Raw genomic sequence first — 23,877 nt, 5'->3', positions numbered from 1 at the left:
CGAACCGGGGCGGCCGGCACCCCGATTCTCACCCAAGCCAAGGAGCAGCATGACCACCGACCCGACGCCCGAGCCGACCGAGCCCGACGACCCGGCCGCCCATGCGCTCGCCCGTCACATCGCCGACCATCCCGTCGGCACGATCCAGGCGGCATTCCGGTACCTGAATGCGCCGGTGGCGGCCGAACTGCACGAGGATGCCGGGCCTGCGCCTGCGCCTGTCACCGACCCGGCCGAGTTGCGCGACCGCATCGCCACCGCGTTGGTGCGCTACGACTGGAACGCAGGGCTCTCGGGCAGGGTCACGCCGAGCGAGCACCACTACGGCGAGGCCGACGCGGTCCTGGCCGTGCTGCCGTCAGCCGCCGACTGGGACGCCCTGGTTCACGAGGCTGCCCGGCTCCGCCGCGAGGGGGCGACCCTCCACGCCCGCGCCGAGGAGATCGACGGCCGGGTAGCCGCGCTCCAGCAGGCCGTTCTGGTGCTGCCCGCGACCGCCGACCGGGCCGCCGACATCCTGCGCCGTACCGAGGCATACCTGTCCGCGATGCACGGCAGCGTCGCCCGACACGACAACCTGGGTGAGGGGCTCGGCTGCGCGGGGTGTGAACTCCGCGACCAGATCCGCGCCGAACTGCGGCGGGTACCTGCCGAGGAGCCGCAGACCGAGGGCGAGCAGTCCGCGCCTGTCGACGAGGCGCGGCAGGATGGAACGGGCCCAGTGAAGAAGTCCACCCGCCGCTACGCCGAAAAACTGCGCGGCAACCCGAGCAGCGTGGTGGCGGACGGGCACACCGGATGGGAGTGCGACGCGGGCGCCTTGCTGATCGTGGAGGCCAGCACCCCGGGGCCCGGCAAGCTCGGCACTCACCACGGCGTGATCTACGCGTGCGCCCGACACCGTGATGCGTCCGTGGAACGCATCACGGACGCCGGGTATCAGGTGGACCCGCGGCCCGCCCCGCCGGGACACCGCCACAGCCCATGGCCGTGCGGCCACGTGACCGCACACGACACAAAAGCGCTGGCCGCCCTCACCGGACGAGGGGAGGCCTGAGCACGTGACCTTGTGCGGAATGTGCGGCCAGGAGGCGGGCGACCGCTTCCTGTGCCCGCGCGAAACCACCAGGCTGGCCAAGCAGCTGGCCGAACTGCCCGTGCTGTACGACGAGCTGGTGCAGTGCCTCGTGCCGCGGCGCTCCGGCTTCGGCGAGATCGTGTCGACGCGTGGCGCGGCCGGCCCCCGCTCGCCCCTGGACGAGAGCGTGCTCGACGAGATCAGCACCGGCGCCATAGGGCTGGTTGTGCACTCCTGGCGCGTCGACGTACAGCGCGTCCGCTGGCCACAGCACTCGCCACCGCCCCCCGGCACACTCGCGGCCGACTGCCGCTGGCTTGCCATGGAACTCGACTGGATCGCCGCCAACTACCCGGCCGCCGCCGACCTGGCGCGCGAAGTGAGCGCCCTTGAGCGCCAGGCCCGCGCCGTCACCGGCGACCCCGTACCCCAGCGCAAGACCGTCGGCCAGTGCATCGCCGTCACCGACGACCAGGGCACCGTGTGCGGGGCCGACATCACCCACCGCGCGGGCGAGTCCGACTTGCGGTGCCGCGCCTGCCACTGCGTGTACGCCGGGCAGGCGGATCTGTTGCTGCTGCTGCACTACCAGCCTTAGGAGCCAGCGTGACTATCACGGGGGACCGTGATAGTCTCTGCGTTGTGACCAAAGAACCCTGGCGGTCTCGGTTCGAGCGCGAGGACGAGCTGGTGGAACAGCTCCAATCACAACTGTCCGAGGCACTGAAACGGCGGGGCAAGGCCCTCGCCGACGGCAAGGCCGAACTGGGCAGCTCGTACAGAGTCGCCAAGGAACTCGGCCGGAGCTACACCGTCGTCAACGACGCGATCAAGAAGTACTCGACAACCGAATAGAAGCGGGGCCGGACGACAGCTCCCGGGTGGTGGAACACCCGAGGCGCGCGCGCCGCCCGACCCCTTCACCGAACTACCTGACTAGACCAGGAGTCGGCATGGCCGATCATTTCACGGGCACGTCTGTGCCCGTACCCGCCCGTCGCCTCATCGCGGCCGGCTTCATCCGCCGCCTGCCCGGCCGCACCCTCACCGTGCGCGCCACGCAGGCAGGCGTCACCGGCACCATCACCGCCGCCGGACCCGTCTGCCACGGCCGCCCCATGGGCCTCCGCGACGGACAGTTCGTCTGCGCCAAGTGCGGCGCCGGGGTCGACCCCGGCGCCACCGTCCGCGTCGCCGAGCTCCACCGCCTCGCCCGCGAGGACTACGCCAGCAGCGTCGACCACCGCATCCAGACCCAGCGCGACGACGCCCACCTGATCGCCTCCGCCTCCGAGGCGGTGGCCGCACGATGAGCACCGACCACGAGCCCCTGCGCGAGCCGGACTACACGCCCCCGGCCCCCAGCTCCCTGGACGCCGAGATCGCCCACACCCGCGAGGTCATCGCCGAGACCGCCGCCCTCAACATCCACGACCACATGGGCATGCTGAAGGCCGCCGTCGCCCTCGACTGCCGAGTCCGCGCCCTGGTCGCCGCATACGACGCCGAGCGGGGTGAGGCGAAGTGAGCCGCATCCGTCGCGCCGCCGCCCGGCTGGCCCGCCCCTTCCGCCCCGCCTCCGCCGTCGGACGCCGCGTCGGCGCACCGATGTGGGTACGCGGCCTCACCGCCGGCGGACGCCCCGTCGTCCTCAGCGTCGCCCTCCTCATGTGCGCCCCCGGCGAATACCACCTCGCCGAAACCGCCGGATGGAACGACCCCTTCACCTACGGCATGCCGGTCGTCCTCTCCGCCTACGCGGGCATCGCCGCCGCCGTCGCCTCCACCCGCCGCCCCGGCGACCGAGGACGCTGGTCCGCCATCATCGGCGCGTGCCTCGCCCTCGGCCTCGCCATGGCCGCGCAGGTCGTCTCCCACCTGATCACCACCGGGCACGTGGTCGCCGACCAGCCGCTGCTGATCGCGGTCACCAGCCTCGTGCCGCCCGCCGTCGTCGGGCATCTCCTGCACCTGGCCGCCTCACCGCCGGACGGCCAGGACGCACCCGGGGACGCCCCGGACGCCGAGGACGCGGAGCCGTCCCCGACCGTCCCGGCCGTCCTGCCGCGCCCGGCCGTCGTCCCACCCGGTACCCGACTCCTGCCGATGATGGCCCGCCCCGTACCCACCGTGACCCTCGAACGCGAGGACCGGCAGGACGCCGACAGGACGCGCGAGCTGCCGCCCGGGACGGGCCAGGACGACGAGGACTCCGAGGACGGACCGCCGCCCGCCCCGCCCCTCATGACGTCCACCGACGTCGCCGACCACTACGGCATCAAGCCGTCCACCGTCCGCAACTGGGTCGCCGCAGGACGCATCCCCGTCCACTCCAAGGACGCAGCCGGACGCAACCTCTTCCACCCCGACCAGCTGCCCAAGTTCCAGGTAGGGCTGGTGCCCGCATGATGCGCTTCCTGTTCGGCATCGTCCTCGCGCTCATGGTCGCCGTCCCGCCGCTCTTCGACATCGCCCTCGCCTGCACCATGCTGGCCGCGTCGCAGCCCCCCGTCCTCGCGTTCGCTGCGGGTGTCCTCGCCTGGCCGCGCATCGTCCGCCGTATCCGGCGGTGGGCGGCATGAGCGACGCACTCGACAAGGCCGAGGACGCGGTGAAGGAAGCAGCCGCGGACACCGACGTCCTGCGCATCTTGGCCGCCGTCCTCGCCACCCAGCAGGCCGCCCATCAGCAGCCCGCCCCGGCCGCACAACAGTCGATCAAGGCACACCCATGGGGCACCTACCTGGCCGGCGGATGCCTGGGCCTGCTCGCCCTCACGGTCGTCGTGGTCCTGGTGATGTTCGTCGTGTTCGGCCTGACGATCCTCGCCGCGGTCCTGGCCCTGACGGTCGTCTGCCTCACCGTCTGCCTGCTCGTCCTGCGCGACATGTGGCGTACCTCCCGCAAGGGCTGACCTGCCCTTCCGTCCTCCGCAAGTCGTGTCGATATGAGCACGACTGCGGGGGTGCGGTGGGGCCGGACAGCCCGGCCCGCAACCCGAGAGGAACCCCGTGGACACCGACCCGACGACACAGCAGCAGTACGTCCGCCTCGCCTGGAACGCCGTCAGCAAGGCCGCCGACCTCGCCGGCCAAGCGGAGAACGCCGCCCGTGAGGGCGACAGGCAGAAGCAGGTAGCCCCGCTCGCCACGGCCGGAGCCCTGTGGGCCGACGTCGCCCGCACCTACAGCGCCATCGCCGCCATCCTCCCCGAGCCCACCGACCAGGACACCGAGGACACCCATGCGTAAGACCATCCCCGCCGCCGTCCTCAGCGTCCTGGCCGTCCTCACCGTGTCCGCATGCCAGCCCCCGCAGGGCCCCGCGGGAACGGTCACCGAACGACACGACACCTACTGGTCCGCGACGAAGCAGTGGACGTACAAGCTCACCGTCCGCCGACCGGACGGCAGCACCGCCACCTTCAAGGTGCTGCGCAACACGTACAGGGCCTGCCCCGAACAGTCCGCCTACCCGACCTGCACCGGAGGCAAGTGATGCCCAAGACCACCGGCCTGAAGCCCGGCGACTTCACCGCCGGCGAATGGGTCCGCCTCGGCGTCCTCGTCGCCCGCATGGGAAAGCGCGGCCTCGCCGACGACGGCACCGGCAACGTCGACCTCAGCGACCTGAAGAAGCGCATGGAGCGCATCGAGAAGCAGGCCCTGCGCCGCAAGAACCGCGGCAAGTAGCCAACCCCGGGGACGGCGTCCTACCGCCAAGCAGCCGCCGTCCCCGGGCCCCGGACCGCCCATCAGAACGACCGGAAGGCCAGCATGACCGTGGACCTGATCAAAACGCCAGAGGACGCTACCCCCGGCGCACAGGACGCACCCCAGGACGCCCGGGACACGCAGGACGCCCCCGCACCCTCCGACCGTCCTGAAGCGTCCCGCCGCCTCCGGATCGCCGGTCTTCGCCGCGCCGTCGTCGAGGCCCGCGAGCACGACGCGTACCGGCTCGTAGTCCGTCACGGCGCCTACGCCTTCGGGGGCGCCCGCGTCCTCACCCGCCGGGCGTGGGAGGCCCGCACGACCGCCATGCACTCGCGGATGATCCGCCAGGCCGAGGCCGCCGGGAACGAGGAACTGATCCGGCAGTGGGAGCAGCGCGCCTACGCCTTCCGCTTCGCCCGCCACAAGCGGCGCATGGACCTGTTGCAGATGCTCCTCAACGCCCCCAAGGCCATCGCCTCCGCGGTCTTCAGCACCGGCAGCGTGCTGATCCTCCTCGGCCTGATGCTGGCCTGGTACAACCACGACGTCGCCGACGTCCTCACCCCGCTCGACACCGTCATCGAGCTGGTCGGATGGGTGGCGTTCATCGCAGGCGTCTTGTGGGAGCCCGTCCTGTACTCCCTGCCCGTCACCCTTCTCATGGGCGCGTGGGCTGTCGGCCGACACCGGCAGACCGCCCCCTCATGGGCGCTGCCCGTCGGCGGAGACGAGCGGGACGTCATCCCCGACGAGGGCGCCATCCTGCGCGCGCTCGGCAACCTCGGCATCGCCCCGCTCAACAAGGCCATCAAGGACGGCTGGCAGCCACGCTGGGAGCAGCCCACCACCCGCTCCGGGAACGGCTGGCACACCCAGCTGCAGCTCCCCATGGGCGTGACCGTGGAAATGATCTGCGCGAAGAAGGGCGTCCTCGCCCACAACCTGCTGCGCAAGCCCGTCGAGGTGTGGCCGACCGAGCCCCCCAAGCAGCCCGGCACCCTCGACCTGTGGGTGGCCGACCAGGGCTCCCTGTCCGGCCCCGTCCCGCCCTGGCCGCTCCTCACCGAGGGCACCACGGACTATTTCAAGGGCGTGCCCGTCGCCGTCTCCCAGCGCGGCGACGGCATCATCGGCAAGCTCATGGCCGCGAACTACATGGTCGGCGGCATCATGGGCTCCGGTAAGTCGTCCCTGGTCATCGCCCTGCTCCTCGGTGCGATCCTCGACCCCATCGTCATCGTCGAGGCCTACGTCATGGCCTACAACACCGACTACGACCCGCTCAAGCCGCGACTGAAGACGCTGGTCAAGGGCGACGACGACGAGGACATCTACGCCGCCCTCAAGGCCCTGCGCGCCCTGCGCGACGAAGTGAGCGTGCGGGGCAAGCTCCTTGAGGAGATGGGCGAAGGCGCCACGAAGGTGACGCGCGAGCTCGCCCTGAAGGACCCGCGGATGCGCCCCAAGGTCGTCGTCTTCGACGAGTGCCACGAGCTGTTCATGCACAAGGAGTACGGCAAAGAGGCCGCCGAGCTGGCCATCAAGGTCATGAAGAAGGCCCGCAAGACCGCCATCACCCTCATCTGGGTCACCGTCTCCCCGACCGCCGACAGCCTGCCGCGCGACGTCACCCGCAACACCTCCCACCGCGTCGCGTTCGCGGTAGGTGACCACGTGGCGAATGACGGGCTGCTCGGCTCCGGCCGCCACAAGGCCGGCATCACCGCCACCACCCTGATCCCCGGCGAAGACGTCGGCACCGCCGTGACCGTCGGCTTCAGCAACAAGCCGTTCGAGGTCGTGCGTGCCCACTACGTCGCCCGCGACCCCGACAAGGGCATCGACGAGGTCACGCCGGTCGTGGACCGCGCCATGGGCCTGTACAAGACCGGCCCGGCCGACACCCCCACCTTCGACGTGCCCGACCCGCTCGCCGACATCGCCGCCATCCTGGGCCACGAAACGAAGATGCTCACCCTCGACGTGCTGCACGGCCTGAAGGACCGCAACCCGATCGAGTACGGCGACTGGTCGCCCCGGGATCTGAAGAGCGTCCTCGACGATGCAGGGCACGGCGACTACAAGACCGGCGGCAAGATGCACGTCAGCCTCGACCGCATCCTCGACGCCATCGCCGCCCGGGACGACGTCGAAGACGACGAGGGAGGCACCGAAGACTGAGGGAGTTCTCCCTCAACGCCTCCCTACCCTGCCTCCCTGTACATGACCTGCATAAATGGCCAGTCAGGGAGGCAGGGAGGCAGGGCCGGAGAGGCGCTGAGACCCCCGGAAACGGGGTGTCTGCCTCCCCGGCCCCGCATCCCTCCCCACCGCATTCGCGAGAGGATGGCCTCATGCCCGACGAACCCACAGCGACCCTCTGGGTCAGCACCCACACCTCGACCTGCGGGCGCTGCCGCAAGGGCGCGTTCCTGGACGCCACTCATCACGACCGCATCGCGACCGGCTTCGACATGCCCGACCCACTCGACAAGCCGTGCGGTGCACGCTTCACCTCCATCGGCAGCCTGCGCATCGAGTACAAGGAGGAGCACCTGCGCGCCTTCCGCCCCGACCTGCCGTACCAGAGCCGAGAGGGAGGCAATCCGCCGCTGTGAGCCGCATCATGGGGGCATGGAGCCACAGATCATCCGCCCCGGCCATCTCACCGCCGAGCAGACCCGCCACATGCTCGGCATCAGCGCCGGCGCCCTCCGCAACCTCGTCTACCGCGGCCAGCTCACCCGCACGCTCGGCACAGAACGACACCCGTACTACCCCGTCACCGACGTCACCGCCCTCGTCCTCAAGCGCCGTGACCGTGCTGTTGCTTGACCGCAGGTCAGACACTGTGTGACGATCTGCGCGTACAGCTGTGCCCGCACACCGGCACCCGAGGCCCCGCCCACCAGCGGGGCCTTTGTCGTACCCGGAGGCGCCCATGCCCGCCACGACCGAGGCGCCCCGGAGCGCCGCCGAAGCTGCCCACCTGCTCGCCAAAGACGGAGCGCACGTCCACCTCGTATCCGAGGGGCACAGCACGTGCGTCGCAGCGACCTGCGGGCCCACGCCCGTGCTCATCCCCACCGCGGTTCGTGAGCACGCCCGGCTATCCCGCATCGCGCTGCGCTTCGATATCCACCGGATCTGACGAGCCACAGACTCACGGCGGCGCCCCGGCGACCTGAACCCTGGGGCGCCGCCGTGCAAGATGCCGTCACGGCCTACGCCACGGCCGCCCCTCACCGCCCGGTCGCAGCGTCGTATCGGGAGCGGGGCCGGTTCGACGCTGCCGAGCCGTCGCCGCCACCGTGCCCGCCATCAGGCAGGCCGCTGGTATGAGCAGTAGCCACCAGCCCGTGATCACAGCGAGGAAGACCAGCACCAGCCCTGCCGCGAACACCCCTAGCGCCCAGTCCGGACGCGTCTGACCAGCCACAGCAACCCCCTTCGGTTGTAGGCCCGACACCGTAGTGGAGATGGCATGGCCAGGCGCAGGGCTCTCACCGTCTGTTCCACCGATGGCTGCCCCCAGCTGACCCCCGCCGGCAGATGCCCGGCCTGCCGTGCCCAGGCTGAGCAGCAGCGGGGCAGCGCACGCCAGCGTGGATACGGGCAGCAACACCAGCAGCGCTTCCGACCAGGCGTCCTCGTCCGCAACCCACGGTGCGTGTGCACCGACCAGGACCACGGGCACGGCCAGCCGTGCGGCCAGCCCTCAGCACACGCGGACCACTGGCCACTGAGCAGACGAGAGCTGGTCGACCGCGGCCTGGACCCAGACGATCCGGCCCACGGGCGTGGGCTGTGCGGGCCGTGCCACTCCAGCGAGACGGCCAAGCATCAGCCAGGAGGATGGAACCGGTGACCACACGCACCATCACGACGATCACAGCCGAGGACATCGACACGCACCGCGAGGTGCTGTGTGCGTGGGCGACGGCCAACGGCATCGAACCCGAGGACGTCGTCGCCCGCACCGGCATGACCATCCAGCGGACGGGCCGGCGGACCGTCATCGTCTACCACCAGTTCCAGCGCTCCCAGGACGGAAAGATCCTGTTCGACGACGACGCGCAGGCCGGCCTGATGATCCGGATGGCCGTGCCCCTGGTCGAGACCCTGGCACAGCACGGCTACCCGGCATCCGATCCTGAGACCCAGGTTGGTGACGGAGAGTAGCCCCGGGTCAAGATCACCCCGGGGGGAGGCCCCCTCAAGGCCAAACCGGAGGACCGCCGGGGAGGTGACTCGCTGGATGTACGGGTCTGGAGGGTCGGCGACCACGCGTCATCGGTGACCCTGTGTAGCTCCGCCCGCCGCGACGGCAGGGCGCTGACGTGCCGCGATGGCACCAAGGAGTGATGATCATGGCTGGTAACGGACCGGCGCCCAGCGCGAATTCCAGGCGCCGCAACGCACAGCTTCCGATGACGATGCTCCCGGCGAACGGGCGTGAGGGCGACCCTCCGGCCTGGCCGCTGCTCGACGACGTCACCATGACCGCGCGGTGCGATGCCGCTCGACGCCTGCGGGACGAGCTGGAGTTGCAGCTGCTCGAACCGGAGCTGACCGGGCGGCGGCGGGCCGCCGCACAGAAGAAGTACGACGCGGCGCTCACCGAGGCGAACATCCTGGAGAAGAAGCTTCAGGCCCAACAGGGCATCGAGGCGGAGATCTGGGGCGGTCTGTGGCATCTTCCGCAGGCTGTGATCTGGGAGCGCCTGGCGTGGGTGCGCGAGGTCGCGCAGTACGTCCGGTGGAAGGTTCAGGCGGAGATGGGCGACCTGGACGCCTCCAAGGAAGCGCGGATGCTGGCCGACCGGCTGGGCCTCACCCCGCTGTCGATGCTCCGGCTGCGGTGGGAGGTCTCAGCGGACGAGGTGGCTGAGCAGCGGGCGGCGCGACCGGCTCGCAGGGGCGGCGACGTGCGGTCCCGCCTTCGGGCGGTCGGTGAGGAGTAGTGCGCACCCCGGGCGTCCGACGGTCGCTCGGGTACGCACTGGTGGACTGGATCGAGTTCTACCTGCTGCACGGGCCGGGCGACGTGCAGGGCCAGCCGATCGAGCTGGACGACGAGATCCTGCGGTTCATCGTCTGCTGCTACGCGATCGACGCGAAGGGCCGGCGGCGCTTCGACGAGGCGATGCTGTCCCGTGCCAAGGGCCGCGCAAAGTCCGAGATCGCTGGGATGCTGGTCTGCGCCGAGGCGCTGGCACCGGTCCGCTTCGACCACTGGGCCGAAGCCGGAGAGATTTCGGACTGGGGATACGAGTACGAGAAGGGCGAGCCGGTCGGGCGCCCGGTGACGTACCCGTTCATCCGGTGCCTGGCAACCGAGGAGACGCAGGCCGGTAACACCTACGCCAACGTCACCTACATGCTCACGCACTCGGACTTGCTCGCCGAGGACTACCCGGGCATCGACATCGGCAACGACTGGCAGAGCTCGACTCGGGTGTTCCTGCCGGACGGCGGGGAGATCCGGCCCTCGACGGCCAGCTCGGCGGCGAAGGACGGCGGCAAGGAGTCGTTCTCCGTCGCTGATGAGACGCATCTGTACGTGCTGCCAGAGCTGCGCGACATGTACGAGACGGTCGAGCGGAACACGATGAAGCGCAAGGTCGCCGAGCCGTGGTTTCTGCAGACCAGCACGATGTACGCGATCGGCGAGGACTCCATCGCAGAGCGCACGCACCGCAACTCCAAGGCGCGCAAGGCTCCCCGGCTGCTGTTCGACCACGTCCAGGCGCCCAACACGCTGCTGGAGGACGCGGCCTACGAGGATCCAGGACAGCTGAAGCGCGGCCTGATGCAGGCTTATGGGCCGTTCGCGGCCAACATGGACCTGGACCGCATGGTCACGCTGGCGCACAAGCCGACGCAGGACCGGGCGAAGTTCCGTCGGTACTTCCTCAACCTGCCCGTCTCCCTGTCGGAGACGTGGCTGTCCCGACACCTGTGGGAACGGTGTGCGCTGCCGCAGGAGGTCGCGCCCGGCGAGCGGATCACGGTCGGCTTCGACGGATCCGACCATGACGACTGCACCGCGATCACTGCATGCAGGCTGAGTGACGGATACGTGTTCACGCCGACGTTCCCGGACGGCCGTCCGATGATCTGGACGAAGTGGGACGACGGCGACCCGGACGGCTGGCGCGTGCCGCGCGCCGAGGTCCGGGCCGGCATGACGCACGTCTTCAACACCTACAAGGTCGAGCGCGCGTATGGGGACCCGCCGGACTGGCGCGACGAATGCGACGCCTGGTCCGAGGAGTTCGGCGAGGAGACGTTCCTGATCTTCGAGACGCGGGTGGCCACCCGCATGTGCCCTGCTCTGGACCGTTTGAAGACGTCCGTGATGGCGGGGGAGCTGACGCACGACGGCAACGAGACGATGGCCGACCACGTGGGCAACGCCAAGCCCGAGCGCAGGCCCTCGGGCATCGCGATCGTCAAGCCGTCCCATGACCGGAAGATCGACACGGCGGTGACCGCAGCGCTGGCTGTCGAGGCCCGCGCGGACGCCCTGAAGCTGGCCGCCAGTGCCGGATCCAGTTCATTCAGCGGCTACGGATAGGAGGTGTGCAGGTGGGGGTGTCCGCGCTGGAAGCGCTCCGCATGACCAACGTGATGGAGCAGGAACTGGACCGTCGGCAGGCCAAAATCACCCTGTGGAACAACTTCTACAAGGGCATCCACAACTTCGGCTTCGCCTCGGAGCGCTTCCGGCAGGCGTTCGGCGGCCTGTTCCAGGACTTCGCTGACAACTGGTGCGAAGTGGTGTGTGACGCCCCCAGTGAGCGGCTGTGCCCGATCGGTTTTCGCTTCGGCACGGGGGACGAGAAGGACCCGCCGTCTGCGGACAAGGAGGCTCAGCGCATCTGGCAGGCCTCCAGCATGGACGCCTGGTCGCGGGTGGCGCACACCGAGGCGTCGGTGAAGTCCCGCAGCTTCGTCCTCGTGTGGGCCGCCGACCCGGAGGCCGAAGAGGTCGAGCCGGAGATCACGGTGGAGGACGCGACGCAGTGCATCGTGGCCTATGAGCCGGGGTCGCGTCGCAAGCGCAAGGCGGCGCTGAAGCGGTTCGACGGGGACGACGGATACCAGTACGCCACGCTGTACCTGAAGGACGAGCTGTGGAAGTTCCGGCGGGTGACGGCGGCGACGTCGGGACTGATTCTGCCGCGTTCGCTTGTGCTGTCGTCGTGGCAGCCGCGCGGGGACGAGCCCGAGCAGCAGCGCATCGACAACCCGCTGGACCTGGTGCCGATGGTGGAACTGGCCAACCGGCCCCGCCTGACTGACGACCCCACACCGGAGCACCGGCAGGTCATCCCCATTCAGGGCGCCCTGAACAAGCTGATCGCGGACATGATCACTGCCTCGGAGGCCGGAGCATTCCCGGCTCGGTGGGGCACCGGCATCGACCTGCCGAAGGACCCGATCACCGGGCAGGAGATCGACAACCCTGAGCTGTGGAAGCTCGCGATGAACAAGATGCTGCGGGCCTCCAACCCGCAGGCCCGGTTCGGGAACTTCGAGGCCGCGGACCTGTCCAACTTCGTCGCCGGGATCACGCTGCTGACCGAGCACATCAGTGCCCTGTCGCGCACTCCGCCCACGTACTTCATGGGCAAGGTCCAGAACGTGTCCGCGGACGGTCTGACCGTCGCCGATGCGGCGCTGGCCTCTAAGTGCCGGGACAAGACGATGTTCCTGGGCGAGGACTGGGAAGAGATCATGCGGCTCGCGTTCCTGGTCAAGGGCGACGACAAGCGCGGCAAGAACCCGATGGCGGAGACGATCTGGCGCGACGTCGAGTACCGCACCGAGGCGCAGCACATCGACGCGGTGCTGAAGAAGAAGACGCTCGGGGTGCCGTGGCGGCAGCTGATGGAGGACGCCGGATACACGCCCACGCAGATCGACCGCATGGAGCGGATGCTGGAGCAGGACGCCGAGCGGGCCGCCCGCGCGCTGGCCTTCAAGTCCCCCGACGGCGACGACTTCGACCGCGGCCTGGACGACGAGGGCGCGGACGACCGGGAGGACGAAGGGGTCCTCGCGTGATCTCGGCGGACGTGCAGGAGATCGGGCTGGCCAACTACGCCCGCCAGCAGGCCATCGCGCGGCGTGCGGCGGCCCGGGTGCGGCAGCTGTGGCGGCAGATCGACCGCGGCGACATCTCGGGATCGTGGCAGGAGCTGGCACCCGAGCTGATTGCCGCGGTCACCGAGGCGCAGGCCAGGGCCGCGGCGCTGGCCGACCCCTACCTGGACGCCGTCCTGGCCGCCGAGGGCGCCGACGCGGCATCGGCCGGCCGCGTGGTGCCCGGGGCGCTGGCGGGGATTGCTTCAGACGGCCGCCCGCTGATCAGCCTGCTGTACCAGCCGGTCATCGATTGGAAGGTCCGCATGCTCGCCGGGCAGTCCATGGACGACGCGTTTCGCGGCTCCCTGGCCTCCGCGCTGCGCATCACGGGCACGCAGGTGTCCGACGCGGGCCGCGGCGCGACCGGCGCCGCGATGGCAGGACGGCGCACGATCCAGGGCTACGTGCGGGTGGTGCAGCCTCCGGCCTGCGGCCGGTGTGTGATCCTCGCGGGCAAGGAGTTCGGCTGGAACCGCGGTTTCCAGCGGCACCCCAAGTGCGACTGCATCCACCTGCCGACCACGCTCATCGCCCGCAACCAGGGCCGCGGCCGGGGCCGGATCGGCTCGGACCGATTCACCCCCACGACGCGGCCGGGCAGCGGGGCGCCAGGGTTCATCGACCCGCGCACCTACTTCAACAGCCTCTCGCGCGCCGAGCAGGCCCGCGTGTTCGGCCAGGCCGGCGCCCGCGCGATCCGTGAGGGCGCCGATCTGGCGCAGATCGTCAACGCACGCCGCGGCATGACGCTGATGTCGGCCTACGGCCGGCGCGTGCGGGCCACCACGGAGGGCGCCACCCGGCGCGGCGCCTTTTACCGCGCCGAGCGGGCCCGTACCGAAGCGCGAACCGGGACCCGGTTCGCCCGCGACCGGATCGAAGCGAGGCAGGGACTGCCGCGCTTCGACCTGCGCACGCCCCGGCTCATGCCGGAAGAGATCTACCGGCTTGCTGAGAGCCGGGAGGAAGCGGTCCGCATGCTGCGGCGCTTCGGCTACCTGCAATGACCCGTGTGGCGCGACGCCGCACACCGAACCCTGGAGAGCGCGATGCTCAAGCACCCCCGTCACCGCCTGCTGGCCGCCGTCACCGGCGAGGGCGGCTGGATCCACCCCTACACCGATCCGTTCACCTGCTACCGCGATGGCGGCGGGGACAACGGGGACGGCAAGGGAGACAACGGCGACGGCGACGCAGATGGGGACGGCGACGACGGTGACCAGGACGACGACTCCGACGACGGGGACGGCGACGACGACGACGACGACGATAAGGACGGGGACGACGACAAGCTGGGTGCGAAGGGCATCAAGGCCCTGCGCGAGGTGCGGCGGGAGAACCGCCGGCTGAAGGCCCAGCTGCGCGAGCGGGGCGACGGCGACACCTCGGGCCGCAAGACGTCCGCGAAGGACGGCAAGGGCGACAAGGGCGACAAGGACGGCGACCAGGACGACGCCGAGTCGATCCGCGAACAGGCCCGCCAGGACGCGCGGGCCGAGGTGTGGAACGAGCGCGTCGAGGCGGCAGCGATCGCCGAGGCGGCCGGCCGTCTGGCCAACCCGTCCCGCGTCGCGGCCCTGCTCGGTGAGGACCTCGCCGACATTCCGAAGGACGCCAAGGGGCGGCCCGATAAGGAAGCCATCAGCGAGCTGATCGACGACCTGCTGGACACCGACCCGTACCTGGCCGTGCCCGCGAAGGGCGACACCGGCCGGCGGTTCCAGGGCGACGCCGACAGCGGAGCCCGCAAGAAGACGAAGAAGTCCGCAGGCAGCCTCGACGAGGCAATCGCGGCGAAGTTCGCCGGGAAGACCGGCGGCTGAACCCTAGGAGCCAGACATGCCCGTGACGCTCGCGCAGGCGAAGCTGAACGCGACGGACGACATCGACACCCAGGTGATCGACGAGTTCGCCAAGAACAACTACATCCTTCAGACCCTCACGTTCGAGAACGTGGTGAACCAGGCCGGTGCCGGGGCCACCCTGACATACGGCTACACCCGGCTCATCTCGCAGGCGGATGCTGCTTTCCGTGCGATCAACAGCGAGTACACGCCTGCCGAGGTCACCAAGCAGCGCTACACCGTGGACCTGAAGCCGCTCGGCGGGTCCTTCCAGATCGACCGCGTCCTGAACCGGGTCGCCGCAGCGGCTGAGACGTCGCTGCAGATGAAGCAGAAGATCAAGGCGACGAACGCCAAGTTCAACGACGCCGTGATCAACGGCGACAGCGCCGTGGACGCCAACAGCTTCGACGGCCTGTCCAAGTCGCTGACGTCCTCCACCACGGAGATCGGCGTGGCCGTCTCCACCGACTGGCGCGGCGCCACCATCGGCGCCGACCTCGGCAAGGCCAACGACGCCCTGGACGCGCTGGACGCCTGGCTGGCGCTGCTGGACGGCCGCCCGGACGCCATCCTCGGCAACATCGACTCGATCGCCCGGATCCGGTCCCTGGCCCGCCGTGCCGGTTACTTCGACCGCTCCACCAGCGCCGACTTCGGATCCCAGGTCGAGACCTACCGGGGGATCCCCTTCGTCGACCTGGGCAACAAGGCCGGATCGAACAACCTGGTCATCCCGACCACCAGCAAGACTGTGGCGACCGTCGCGGGCAACTACAGCGACATCTACGCGGTGCGTTTCGGACTGGACGGCTTCCACGGCGTGTCCATGGCCGACGCCCCGCTGGTGCAGACGTGGCTCCCCGACTTCACCACGGCCGGCGCGGTCAAGACCGGCGAGGTCGAACTGGGCCCGGCCGCCGTCGCCCTCAAGGCCACGAAGTCCGCGGCCGTCTACCGCAACATCCTCGTGCGCTGATCGGAGACGACACCCATGGCACGCATCACCACACCGGTTCCCGACTACAGCGGCCCCGGCCCGGCCGGGCTGATGTTCCAGGACGGCGAGGGCCACTCCGAGGACCCGGCCGTCCTGGAGTACTGCCGGGCGGCCGGGTACGGCATCGACGACGAGCCGCCCGCGCGCAAGCAGCTGCAGGTGCCCGACCCGCGTGAGGTCACCGCCACCGTGCACGTCGGGGCCCCGGCCCGGGACGCGGCGGTCGACCCGCGCGCGGGCGACTTCCGTCCGCCGGTGAACGCCGGGGACGCGAACCCGCACGGGCCCGAGGTGTACGCGCAGGGTCTGCCCGGCGGCGGCCACCAGCCGCTCGCCCCGGCCGCCGAACCCACGGGCGAGGAGGAGAAGAGCGGCGACGACGGTCCGAAGAAGCCCACGCAGGCGGCCTCCGTCGCCGAGTGGCGGGCCTACGCCCTCACCCAGGTCGACAACGACCCGGCCGTGCACGCCGAGGTCGAGAAGAAGACCAAGGCGGAGCTGATCAAGCAGTACGGAGGCTGAGCCGTGGTGCTGGGACCGTTCGCCACCGCATCCGACCTGCGTATCGGCCGGGACCTTTCGGCGGCCGAGCAGTCCCAGGCCAACCGGCTGCTGGCCGACGCCTCCCACCTCATCCGGATGACGGCCGGCTACCAGCAGATCACCCGAGTCGACAACGACACGGTCACCCTGCGCGGCTCCGGTACGGCCGTGCTGAAGCTGCCACAACGCCCCGTCCGCGACGTCACGGCCGTCGCGGGGCTGGCCTCCACCCTGTGGAAGTGGGACGGCGGCGACCTGCTGACCCGCTGCGACGGTTACGCGTGGGACGGTCCCGTCACGGTGACCTACTCGCACGGCTTCGACATCGACGACATCGCCTACCAGGTCGCCGTGTCCGTAGCCTGCGACGCCGTCAAACGGATCCTGCTCAACCCGGACCTGGTCAAGCAGCGTTCCATCGACGACTACTCCGAGACCCTCGCGGACGCGCGCGCCTCGCTCATGAGCGGCGAGCGGGACACGATCCGGGAGGCCTTCGGGGTGGCGGAATGGGGGGTCACCTCGTGAACCTCGACACCGTTCTGGCCGCCGGCCGCGCGGCGGCCAAGGCCCGCATGCGCGACACCGTGCGCCTGTACTCCCAGGGCCCCGACGTCTTCGACCGGACCAGCGGCAACACCGTGCCCGGCCCGCAGACCACGCTGTACGAGGGCATGGGGCGCGTGAAGTCGGTCGCGCAGGCCTCCGGCGAGGACACGCAGGCCGCCGAACGTGAGGTTCGGCTGCTGGAGTACGAGGTGTCCCTGCCCTGGGACGCCCCGCTTGCACAGGGAAGCCGCGTCCTGCCCGGCATGCGCCTGAAGGTCACGGCATCCCCCGACGCGCGCATGGTCGGCATCGTGCTGTGGGTCACCAGCTCCCAGTTCGGCGACCAGGCCACGGCCTGGCGCGTGATGACGGAGGACCGGTCATGAACGCACGCTTCGACATGAGGGACGTGCGGCGCCTTGAGCGGCACCTGGCGCGCGTGGTCCCGCAGGCCCGGCAGGACACCCGCGCGGTCGTGATGCGCGGCGCAGTGAACATCAAGAACGGCTGGAAGGCGAACGCGCGGGCCACCTCGGGCAGCCACGCACGGCACTACCCGCGCACGGTCGGCTTCGACATCGCCCCCTACGGGCCGGACATCGTGGCGGCCATCATCGGACCCGACAAGGGAGGCGTCCAGGGGCCGCTCGGCGCGATCCTGGAGTACGGGTCCGTGAAGAACCCGCCGCACAACGACGGCGGCAGGGCGCTGGCCGCCGAGCTGCCGGCCTTCGAGGCGCAGATGGCTCTGATCGTCACGCGCGGACTGGCCTGGGGGTGAGATGACCACGCCGGTACCCCCGGACGTCCTGCCGCACCTGGACGCGGTCCAGGCCGCGCTGGAGAACGCGGGCCTGACGGTCTACGTCGGCGGGACGCCCGGCACCTCTGGGTGGACGCCGCCGGACAAGTTCTGTGTGCTGTACCCGGATCCGGGGATGGCCGTGCGGTCCTCGCTGGCCGATGACCGCACCGGCCTGGACTCGCTGATGCAAGTGACCTGCGTGGGCAGCGATGTCGTGCGGGCCCTGTGGGTCGCCGGGAAGGTACGCCGGGCCCTCGCGGTGTCGCTGGTCGTCGAGGGCCGCTCGTGCTGGCCTGCCGAGGACCTCGGCGGGCCTCCCGTCCAGCGGGACGACGACGTCACCCCGCCTGTCTACTTCGTGCCGGTCCAGTACCGGATCTGCTCGACACCTGCCTGATGGAGGACTCATGGCAACCCTGGCAACCCAGACGATTGCGCTGGCCGGACTGGCGCCCACCTACAGCGCCGCGGCCGGTGGCGGCGACAAGTGTGAGGTCGGCGACCGTCAGTTCCTGCACGTCAAGAACGGTTCGGGCTCGCCCATCACGGTGACGCTGACGGCCACGGCGTCGGTCCGCGGGCAGGCCGTCGGCAACGTGGTCGTGTCCGTCCCGGCGTCCGGTGAACGGATGATCGGCCCGCTGTCCGCCGACCTTCTGCAGAACGTCTCCGATGGCCTGTGCGGCATCGGGTACAGCTCCGCGACGACCGTGACGGTCGCCTCTCTGCGGATCTGACAGCCCCTCTTCCCACCCCAAGCCCTGTGCCGTGCGGCCGGGGCTTTCTCTATGCCCTGGAGGGCCTCATGGGTGACCTGATCTCCGACGGCAAGACCCGCGTGGCGTGGGCGGCATCCCTCGCCAACATCAACGCCCCGACCGTGGCGGAGCTGAATGCCGCGGCCGACTACACCAAGCGGATCACCCCGGACGGGCTGAAGATCGAGCCGTCCACCGCGGATGTCGACAACAGCTCGCTGGCGAGCAAGTTCGACACGAAGACCGTCGGACGAGTCGGCTTCGAGCCGGAGGTGACCTTCAAGCGCGGCGACAATCCCACCGACGATGCCCCGTTCACGACGCTGAAGTACGGGGTGTCCGGCTTCCTGGTCGTGCGCCGAGGCGTCGACTACACGACCGCGTGGACGATCAGCCAGAAGGTCGAGGTGTACCCGATCACCTGCGGCGAGCCGTCGAACACCTCGCCCGCGCCGAACGAGGTCAGCAAGTTCGTCTCCCCGATGAAGGTCACCGACCAGCCCGCGACGTCCGCCACGGTCGCCTGATGGGGACCAGCATCGAGGACATCCTCAAGAAGGCCAGAGCACGCGAGAAGACCGTGCAGATCTGCCTCGCCGGTGACCTCGCCGGTGAGGCAGAGCGGCTCTCCGACGAACTGGCCCGGGTGTCGCAGGACTGGCAGCCCGCAGACCTCACCGAGCAGCATCCGGGTCGGAAGATCGCCGCCGACCTGAAAGCGGTGCAGGAACAGGTGAAGGCGGCTCAGGAGCCGTTCACGTTCCGGTACATCGGCGACCGCGCGTACAGCGATCTGCTGGCCGCGCACCCCTCGGACAAGGACGAGGAGCTGTTCAGCGAGGCGACGTTCAAACCGGCGTTGATCGCCGCCTCTTGCGTCCAGCCGAAGATGACCGACGAGCAGGTGCGGGCTCTGTTCGAGGTCGTCAACGAGGGCGAGATCAGGAAGCTGTTCGACGGGGCGTGGGAGGTCCATCACGCGTCGGACGTCGTCCCTTTCTCGCTGGCCGCCTCCGCGCTCCTGGCGGGCCTTGGCGGCGAGAGCTAGAAACCGCCCGATCGTGGGGGGTGCCCCGCTCGGTCTTCCTGGGCCGCGTGGTCGCCGAGGGCGAACCACTGTGGCTTCCGGACGACCGGGCGTGGGCTCTCGCCCTCGCCGAGGTCGAGGCTGACGCCTGCCCGGACTGCGGCCAGCGGTGGGGCGAAGCCACCGCCAAAGAGAACGAGTTCGCCTACGACGCCCACCTGATCCGCTGCCACGCATGCGCCGCGTCCGCCGCGGCGGTGCGAGTGAAGCAGGACAAGGGCGGGTCGACCGATGGATTGCACGTCCACCTCGAACGCAGAAAAGACGGGGGGTGGTGATCCGTGGTCACCCGCACCGTGAACGTCCGGCTCGTTGCGGACATCAACCAGTACACGCGCAACATGCGCACCGCGGCGCGCAACACCTCGCAGCTCGCCAACGCGGGCGCCGTGGTCGGCACCGCGATGCTCGCAGGCTTCGCGGTCGCCGCCGCCTCGGCTGCGAAGTTCGACAAGGAACTGTCGAACGTGCGGGCGGTGACCGGGGCGACCGGCGCGGAGCTGGGCAAGCTGCGGACGGCCGCGCTGGAGGCGGGCAAGACCACGGCGTTCACAGCCACCGAGGCAGCCCGTGCGGAAGCCGAGCTGGCGCGCGCCGGCGTCTCGACGGCGGACATCATCGGCGGCGCGCTGAAAGGCTCCCTGGCGCTGGCTGCGGCGGGGCAGGTCGACCTGACCGAAGCGGCCGTGGTGTCCGCGCAGGCGATGAACACCTTCGGCCTCTCGGGCCGGGACGTCACCCACGTCGCCGACCTCCTGGCCGCCGGCGCGAACAAGAGCGCTGCGGACGTGCACGGCCTGTCGATGTCGCTGCGGATGGGCGGCCTGCTCGCCCACCAGACCGGTCTGTCCATTGAGGACACCGTGGGCACCCTGGCCGCGTTCGCCGACCACGCCCTGATCGGCTCGGACGCCGGTACCTCGCTGAAGGTGATGCTTCAGCGCCTGGTCCCGCAGTCCAAGGAAGCCGCTCAGATGATGTCGGAGATCGGCTTCTCCGCCTATGACAGCAAGGGAGAGTTCGTCGGCCTGTCGGAGATGGCCGGGCGGATGAAGTCCAGCTTCTCCAAGCTGACCCCCGAGGCTCGCAACTCGGCTATGGCGACGATCTTCGGTGCGGACGCGGTGCGCTCGGCGACGATCCTCTACCAGCTCGGGTCGGAGGGCATCGACAAGTACGTCAAGAGCGTGGACGATCAGGGCGCTGCGGGCCGTATGGCGTCCGTCCAGACGGACAACCTGATCGGTGACCTGGAGCGGCTGCGCGGTGCGATCGAGGTTGCTCTCATCGAGGGCGGCTCGTCTGCGAACGGCGCACTTCGCGGCATGACCCAGTGGATCACCCGTGTCGTGAACGCCTACAACTCGCTGTCTCCCGAAATGCAGCACGCCATCACCCTCTTCAGTGGCATTGGGGGCGCGGCGGCACTGGCCGGGGCCGGCCTGCTGCTCCTGTTGCCGCGCATCGCAGCGACCCGCGCCGCGCTCACGGCGATGGGCGTCACCGCGGCAACCACCCGTACCGCGATGCTCGGCCTGGGACGGCTCGGCATCGTCGTGGCGGGCCTGGCCGCGATGAGCTGGGGTACGGAGAAGCTGGTCTCCCAGTTCGACGAGGCCCCGCCGTCGGTGACGAAGATGGGTAACGCGCTGCTGAACTTCGCCCGCACCGGCAAGGCCGCCGGTGAGCTGACGAAGACCTTCGGCAAGGACCTGGACGGCTTCGGCGAGGCCGTCAAGCGTGTCGCCCACCCGGGTGCCCTGGACCGCATCGGGGACTCCCTCTACACGATCACCCACCTGGGGATGGACGACGACTACAACCTGGAGCAGGCCCGCACCAAGCTGAAGTCCGTCGATGAGGCGCTGCGGGATCTGGTGTCCGGCGGCGCCCCGGACGTGGCCGCGCAGGCCTTCAACCGGATGGCGAAGGAAGCCGAAGCGTCGGGCACCAGCACCGACAAGCTGCGCACGCTGCTTCCCGGCTACGCCGAGTCGCTCACCGCGGCGGACACCCAGACCAAGCTGTCCGCCGAGGCACAGGCCAAGCTCGGCGCGGAAGCCGGGATCACCGCCGATGAGCTGCAGGACCAGCGCACCGAGGCGGAGCGGCTCTCCGACGCCCTGAGTGCTCTCAACGGCGTGTCCATCGACGCAGCCCAGCGGGAGATCAGCTTCCGGCAGTCCATGGCCGATCTGACCGAGTCGGTGAAGGAGAACGGCCACAGCCTGGACGTCACGTCCGACAAGGGCCGCAAGGTCAAGGGCGCTTTCCTGGAGGCCGCGTCCGCAGCGATGGCGCACGCCGAGGCGGTCGCCGAGCAGAAGAACAGCCAGGAAGCCGGACAGGCCGTCCTGGAGAAGGACATCGGTCTGCTGCGCGAGCAGATGGGTGCGGCCGGATTCAGCAAGGACGCCATCGACAGGCTGACCGGCGCCTACCTGAAGCTTCCTCTCACCGCGGCCACCAACGTGTCGGCGCCCGGCGCGACGCAGGCCGCTGCCGAACTGGAGGCGCTGAAGGGCAAGCTGAAGGCGGTGCCTCCGGGGAAGTCCATCACGGTCCGTGCCCCCACCGGGACGGCGATCAAGGCGCTGCAGGATGCCGGGTACAACGTCAAGAAGATCCCCGGCAGCAAGAACGTGCGGATCACCGCGCCGACCGGCACCGCGCAGGCCAACGCCCGCGCGCTGAAGCTGGCCATCGACGCCCTGCACGACAAGTCGATCAGCATCACTACGACCAGCTACAGCAAGTTCGTCTCCGTCGGCGAGCCCACCCAGCAGTTCGGTCGCCTGAACGCCGACGGGGCCGTGTACTACGCCAACGGCGGGATGCGCGAGAACCACGTGGCGCAGTTCGCACGGGCGGGCGAGTGGCGGGTCTGGGGCGAGGACGAGACCGGCGGCGAGGCCTATATTCCCCTGGCCGCCAGCAAGCGTCCCCGGTCACGGAAGATCGCTGCCGAGACGGTCGCCAGGCTCGGCGGGGCGGTCGCCTGGTTCGCCAACGGCGGTGTCTCCAACTTCACTTACACGCCGACCGGCAAGGCCGTGCTCGGCGGCCCGACGGACGCGAAGTCCCGGTACGACGCCGAGGTTGAGGACCTGAAAAAGGCGTGGGACGACCTCAACGCGGCGCTGAAGGAAGCGAAGAAGAAGGCCGACGACCTCAAGAAGGCAGAGCGGGATCTCGCCCGTGTCCGCCGGGACACGCCGACCAAGAAGCAGCTGGCCGCGGCGAAGGACAAGGTCGAGGACGCCCGCAAGGCGAAGAAGAAAGCCGACGCCAAGGTCAAGGCTGAGCGGCAGGACGTCTACGACGCCGACAAGGAGCTGGGGCTGAAGAAGGGCGCCAAGGCGCCCAAGACCTTCAACCTGAAGGCGTATGAGACCCAGCTGAACGAGTCGGTGGCGGCCACCGAGAAGTGGCGCAAGAACCTCGGAAAGATCGGCTCCCGGGGCGGCAAGGAACTCCAGTCGATGCTGGAGGGCATGGGCGAGGAAGGCTACGCCCTCGTCAACGCCCTCGCCGGAGCGTCGGACAAGCAGTTCAAATCCATCGTGGCGAAGCTCCAGAAGACCGGCGACCTGGCCAAGGCGACGCTGGCGGACTTCACCAAGCAGCTGGGCGCCTCCACCGTGGAGTCCCAGCAGTTCGCCAAGGATCTGCAGACGCTCGCCGCCAAGGGCTTCGGGGATCTCGCGCAGGCCCTGGCCGCTCAGGGCGACGAGCACGCCATGACGCTCGCCCGCCAGGCCGCCACCGGCAATGTGAAGGACGTGACGGCGGCCAACGCGGCCGTCGGCAAGGCTCAGAACACCCTGGCCGGTGAGGATCTGACGAACGCCCTGGTGCTGCTGTCCACGCTGCGGTCGGCGCCCGGCAAGGGCTACGCCGACCTGATCGGCGCAGGCCTGGACACGGCAGTCATCAAGGATCTGGTGCCGAAGATGCTGACGCAGATCAAGGCCCTGCCCGACGCCTACAAGGCCACCTTCCTGGCCCAGTGGGGCGGGCAGGGCGGGACGATCGCGATGGCCCGCGGCGGCATCCTCAACCGGCCCTCGCTCGTCCTCGGCGGCGAGGCCGGCGTGAGCGAGTCGTGGATCCCGCACGACGGCTCGACGCGCTCCCGAGGGCTGCTGGCCAGGACCGCGGCAGCGATGGGCTACCAGCTCACCCCGGCCGCCCGGTACGCGCGGTCCGCCCCGGCCTCCGGCGCCGGAGGGGGGCCGGTGACCAAGCACTACGAGGTCCACCTCCACGGCGCTCAGCAGTCGAATGCCGAGCAGGCCATGGACGTTGCCCGGCACATGTCCCTGATCGGCTGACCACAGAGG

33 protein-coding genes are annotated in these 23,877 nt (G+C 70.0%); 32 read left to right on the top strand and 1 reads right to left on the bottom strand.

Features of this window, described 5'->3' with window-relative positions; all coding sequences use genetic code 11:
• The first annotated feature begins 49 nt into the window (after positions 1-49).
• The 15 genes from ACIOKD_RS14365 (at position 50) to ACIOKD_RS14295 (ending at position 7,945) form a co-directional block, all read left to right on the top strand.
• Complete coding sequence (locus ACIOKD_RS14365; RefSeq protein WP_402082856.1) at positions 50-1,057, top strand: hypothetical protein; 1,008 nt, start codon at positions 50-52, stop codon at positions 1,055-1,057.
• A gap of 4 nt (positions 1,058-1,061) precedes the next feature.
• Entirely contained in the window at positions 1,062-1,676 is a 615-nt protein-coding gene (locus ACIOKD_RS14360; RefSeq protein ID WP_402082854.1) for a hypothetical protein, read from the top strand.
• Positions 1,677-1,720: 44 nt separating this feature from the next.
• Complete coding sequence (locus tag ACIOKD_RS14355; RefSeq protein WP_402082852.1) at positions 1,721-1,933, top strand: hypothetical protein; 213 nt, start codon at positions 1,721-1,723, stop codon at positions 1,931-1,933.
• 98 nt (positions 1,934-2,031) lie between these two features.
• Positions 2,032-2,391 carry a hypothetical protein gene (locus ACIOKD_RS14350; protein WP_402082850.1) on the top strand — a complete coding sequence of 120 codons (360 nt, stop codon included), beginning with the start codon at positions 2,032-2,034 and terminating at the stop codon, positions 2,389-2,391.
• Positions 2,388-2,606, top strand: coding sequence for a hypothetical protein (locus ACIOKD_RS14345; protein WP_402082848.1), 219 nt, complete (start codon positions 2,388-2,390; stop codon positions 2,604-2,606). Before ACIOKD_RS14350 ends, ACIOKD_RS14345 begins: the two co-directional genes overlap by 4 nt.
• Positions 2,603-3,487 (top strand): helix-turn-helix domain-containing protein, encoded by an 885-nt coding sequence (locus ACIOKD_RS14340; RefSeq protein WP_402082846.1) that lies wholly within the window; start codon positions 2,603-2,605, stop codon positions 3,485-3,487. Before ACIOKD_RS14345 ends, ACIOKD_RS14340 begins: the two co-directional genes overlap by 4 nt.
• Positions 3,484-3,660 (top strand): hypothetical protein, encoded by a 177-nt coding sequence (locus tag ACIOKD_RS14335; RefSeq protein WP_402082844.1) that lies wholly within the window; start codon positions 3,484-3,486, stop codon positions 3,658-3,660. The genes ACIOKD_RS14340 and ACIOKD_RS14335 overlap by 4 nt, the downstream gene beginning before the upstream one ends.
• Complete coding sequence (locus ACIOKD_RS14330) at positions 3,657-3,992, top strand: hypothetical protein (protein WP_402082842.1); 336 nt, start codon at positions 3,657-3,659, stop codon at positions 3,990-3,992. The genes ACIOKD_RS14335 and ACIOKD_RS14330 overlap by 4 nt, the downstream gene beginning before the upstream one ends.
• A 97-nt stretch (positions 3,993-4,089) precedes the next feature.
• Positions 4,090-4,329 (top strand): hypothetical protein, encoded by a 240-nt coding sequence (locus ACIOKD_RS14325; RefSeq protein ID WP_402082840.1) that lies wholly within the window; start codon positions 4,090-4,092, stop codon positions 4,327-4,329.
• Positions 4,322-4,576, top strand: a complete 255-nt coding sequence (locus tag ACIOKD_RS14320) for a hypothetical protein (RefSeq protein ID WP_402082837.1) — start codon at positions 4,322-4,324, stop codon at positions 4,574-4,576. Before ACIOKD_RS14325 ends, ACIOKD_RS14320 begins: the two co-directional genes overlap by 8 nt.
• Positions 4,576-4,770 carry a DUF6257 family protein gene (locus ACIOKD_RS14315; RefSeq protein ID WP_402082834.1) on the top strand — a complete coding sequence of 65 codons (195 nt, stop codon included), beginning with the start codon at positions 4,576-4,578 and terminating at the stop codon, positions 4,768-4,770. The genes ACIOKD_RS14320 and ACIOKD_RS14315 overlap by 1 nt, the downstream gene beginning before the upstream one ends.
• 84 nt (positions 4,771-4,854) lie before the next feature.
• The gene (locus tag ACIOKD_RS14310; RefSeq protein ID WP_402082831.1) at positions 4,855-6,975 is read left to right on the top strand and encodes a cell division protein FtsK; all 2,121 of its coding nucleotides are present in this window, start codon (positions 4,855-4,857) and stop codon (positions 6,973-6,975) included.
• Positions 6,976-7,148: 173 nt separating this feature from the next.
• Positions 7,149-7,412 carry a hypothetical protein gene (locus ACIOKD_RS14305; RefSeq protein WP_402082828.1) on the top strand — a complete coding sequence of 88 codons (264 nt, stop codon included), beginning with the start codon at positions 7,149-7,151 and terminating at the stop codon, positions 7,410-7,412.
• Between the two features lie 16 nt (positions 7,413-7,428).
• Entirely contained in the window at positions 7,429-7,629 is a 201-nt protein-coding gene (locus ACIOKD_RS14300) for a hypothetical protein (RefSeq protein ID WP_402082826.1), read from the top strand.
• 106 nt (positions 7,630-7,735) lie between these two features.
• Positions 7,736-7,945, top strand: a complete 210-nt coding sequence (locus ACIOKD_RS14295) for a hypothetical protein (RefSeq protein ID WP_402082823.1) — start codon at positions 7,736-7,738, stop codon at positions 7,943-7,945.
• A gap of 66 nt (positions 7,946-8,011) precedes the next feature.
• Here ACIOKD_RS14295 and ACIOKD_RS14290 read toward each other — a convergent pair whose 3' ends face one another.
• Positions 8,012-8,233: a hypothetical protein gene (locus ACIOKD_RS14290; RefSeq protein WP_402082820.1), complete on the bottom strand. Its 222-nt coding sequence runs from the start codon at positions 8,231-8,233 to the stop codon at positions 8,012-8,014.
• Between the two features lie 425 nt (positions 8,234-8,658).
• On the opposite strand from ACIOKD_RS14290, the gene ACIOKD_RS14285 reads away from it, so the two are divergent.
• From ACIOKD_RS14285 to ACIOKD_RS14205, 17 genes are all read left to right on the top strand, one after another.
• Entirely contained in the window at positions 8,659-8,976 is a 318-nt protein-coding gene (locus ACIOKD_RS14285; protein ID WP_402082818.1) for a hypothetical protein, read from the top strand.
• 188 nt (positions 8,977-9,164) lie between these two features.
• Complete coding sequence (locus ACIOKD_RS14280) at positions 9,165-9,758, top strand: hypothetical protein (RefSeq protein WP_402082815.1); 594 nt, start codon at positions 9,165-9,167, stop codon at positions 9,756-9,758.
• Positions 9,758-11,374, top strand: a complete 1,617-nt coding sequence (locus tag ACIOKD_RS14275; protein ID WP_402082812.1) for a terminase TerL endonuclease subunit — start codon at positions 9,758-9,760, stop codon at positions 11,372-11,374. The genes ACIOKD_RS14280 and ACIOKD_RS14275 overlap by 1 nt, the downstream gene beginning before the upstream one ends.
• A 41-nt stretch (positions 11,375-11,415) precedes the next feature.
• A complete protein-coding gene (locus ACIOKD_RS14270; RefSeq protein ID WP_402082809.1) occupies positions 11,416-12,867 on the top strand; it encodes a phage portal protein in 1,452 nt (483 codons plus the stop codon).
• Complete coding sequence (locus ACIOKD_RS14265) at positions 12,864-13,955, top strand: hypothetical protein (RefSeq protein WP_402082807.1); 1,092 nt, start codon at positions 12,864-12,866, stop codon at positions 13,953-13,955. Before ACIOKD_RS14270 ends, ACIOKD_RS14265 begins: the two co-directional genes overlap by 4 nt.
• A gap of 42 nt (positions 13,956-13,997) precedes the next feature.
• Positions 13,998-14,771, top strand: coding sequence for a hypothetical protein (locus ACIOKD_RS14260; RefSeq protein WP_402082804.1), 774 nt, complete (start codon positions 13,998-14,000; stop codon positions 14,769-14,771).
• 16 nt (positions 14,772-14,787) lie between these two features.
• Complete coding sequence (locus tag ACIOKD_RS14255) at positions 14,788-15,771, top strand: major capsid protein (protein ID WP_402082801.1); 984 nt, start codon at positions 14,788-14,790, stop codon at positions 15,769-15,771.
• Positions 15,772-15,786: 15 nt separating this feature from the next.
• The gene (locus ACIOKD_RS14250) at positions 15,787-16,314 is read left to right on the top strand and encodes a hypothetical protein (protein WP_402082798.1); all 528 of its coding nucleotides are present in this window, start codon (positions 15,787-15,789) and stop codon (positions 16,312-16,314) included.
• 3 nt (positions 16,315-16,317) lie between these two features.
• On the top strand, positions 16,318-16,863 hold the full coding sequence (locus ACIOKD_RS14245) for a hypothetical protein (RefSeq protein ID WP_402082795.1): 546 nt from the start codon (positions 16,318-16,320) through the stop codon (positions 16,861-16,863).
• Entirely contained in the window at positions 16,860-17,270 is a 411-nt protein-coding gene (locus tag ACIOKD_RS14240) for a DUF6093 family protein (protein ID WP_402082793.1), read from the top strand. The genes ACIOKD_RS14245 and ACIOKD_RS14240 overlap by 4 nt, the downstream gene beginning before the upstream one ends.
• A complete protein-coding gene (locus ACIOKD_RS14235) occupies positions 17,267-17,665 on the top strand; it encodes a hypothetical protein (RefSeq protein ID WP_402082791.1) in 399 nt (132 codons plus the stop codon). Before ACIOKD_RS14240 ends, ACIOKD_RS14235 begins: the two co-directional genes overlap by 4 nt.
• Before the next feature lies 1 nt (position 17,666).
• The gene (locus ACIOKD_RS14230; RefSeq protein WP_402082789.1) at positions 17,667-18,086 is read left to right on the top strand and encodes a hypothetical protein; all 420 of its coding nucleotides are present in this window, start codon (positions 17,667-17,669) and stop codon (positions 18,084-18,086) included.
• 10 nt (positions 18,087-18,096) lie between these two features.
• Positions 18,097-18,426 (top strand): hypothetical protein, encoded by a 330-nt coding sequence (locus tag ACIOKD_RS14225; protein WP_402082787.1) that lies wholly within the window; start codon positions 18,097-18,099, stop codon positions 18,424-18,426.
• A 68-nt stretch (positions 18,427-18,494) separates the two neighbouring features.
• Entirely contained in the window at positions 18,495-18,974 is a 480-nt protein-coding gene (locus ACIOKD_RS14220; protein WP_402082785.1) for a hypothetical protein, read from the top strand.
• Positions 18,974-19,495, top strand: a complete 522-nt coding sequence (locus tag ACIOKD_RS14215) for a hypothetical protein (RefSeq protein WP_402082783.1) — start codon at positions 18,974-18,976, stop codon at positions 19,493-19,495. Before ACIOKD_RS14220 ends, ACIOKD_RS14215 begins: the two co-directional genes overlap by 1 nt.
• 20 nt (positions 19,496-19,515) lie before the next feature.
• Positions 19,516-19,812, top strand: coding sequence for a hypothetical protein (locus ACIOKD_RS14210; RefSeq protein ID WP_402082780.1), 297 nt, complete (start codon positions 19,516-19,518; stop codon positions 19,810-19,812).
• Between the two features lie 3 nt (positions 19,813-19,815).
• The gene (locus ACIOKD_RS14205; protein ID WP_402082777.1) at positions 19,816-23,868 is read left to right on the top strand and encodes a phage tail tape measure protein; all 4,053 of its coding nucleotides are present in this window, start codon (positions 19,816-19,818) and stop codon (positions 23,866-23,868) included.
• Positions 23,869-23,877 lie beyond the last annotated feature (9 nt).

Origin of the sequence: Streptomyces sp. NPDC087844, assembly GCF_044742785.1 — a bacterium.
Taxonomy (GTDB): Bacteria; Actinomycetota; Actinomycetes; order Streptomycetales; family Streptomycetaceae; genus Streptomyces.
This window is presented reverse-complemented; position numbering and strand designations above follow the sequence as displayed.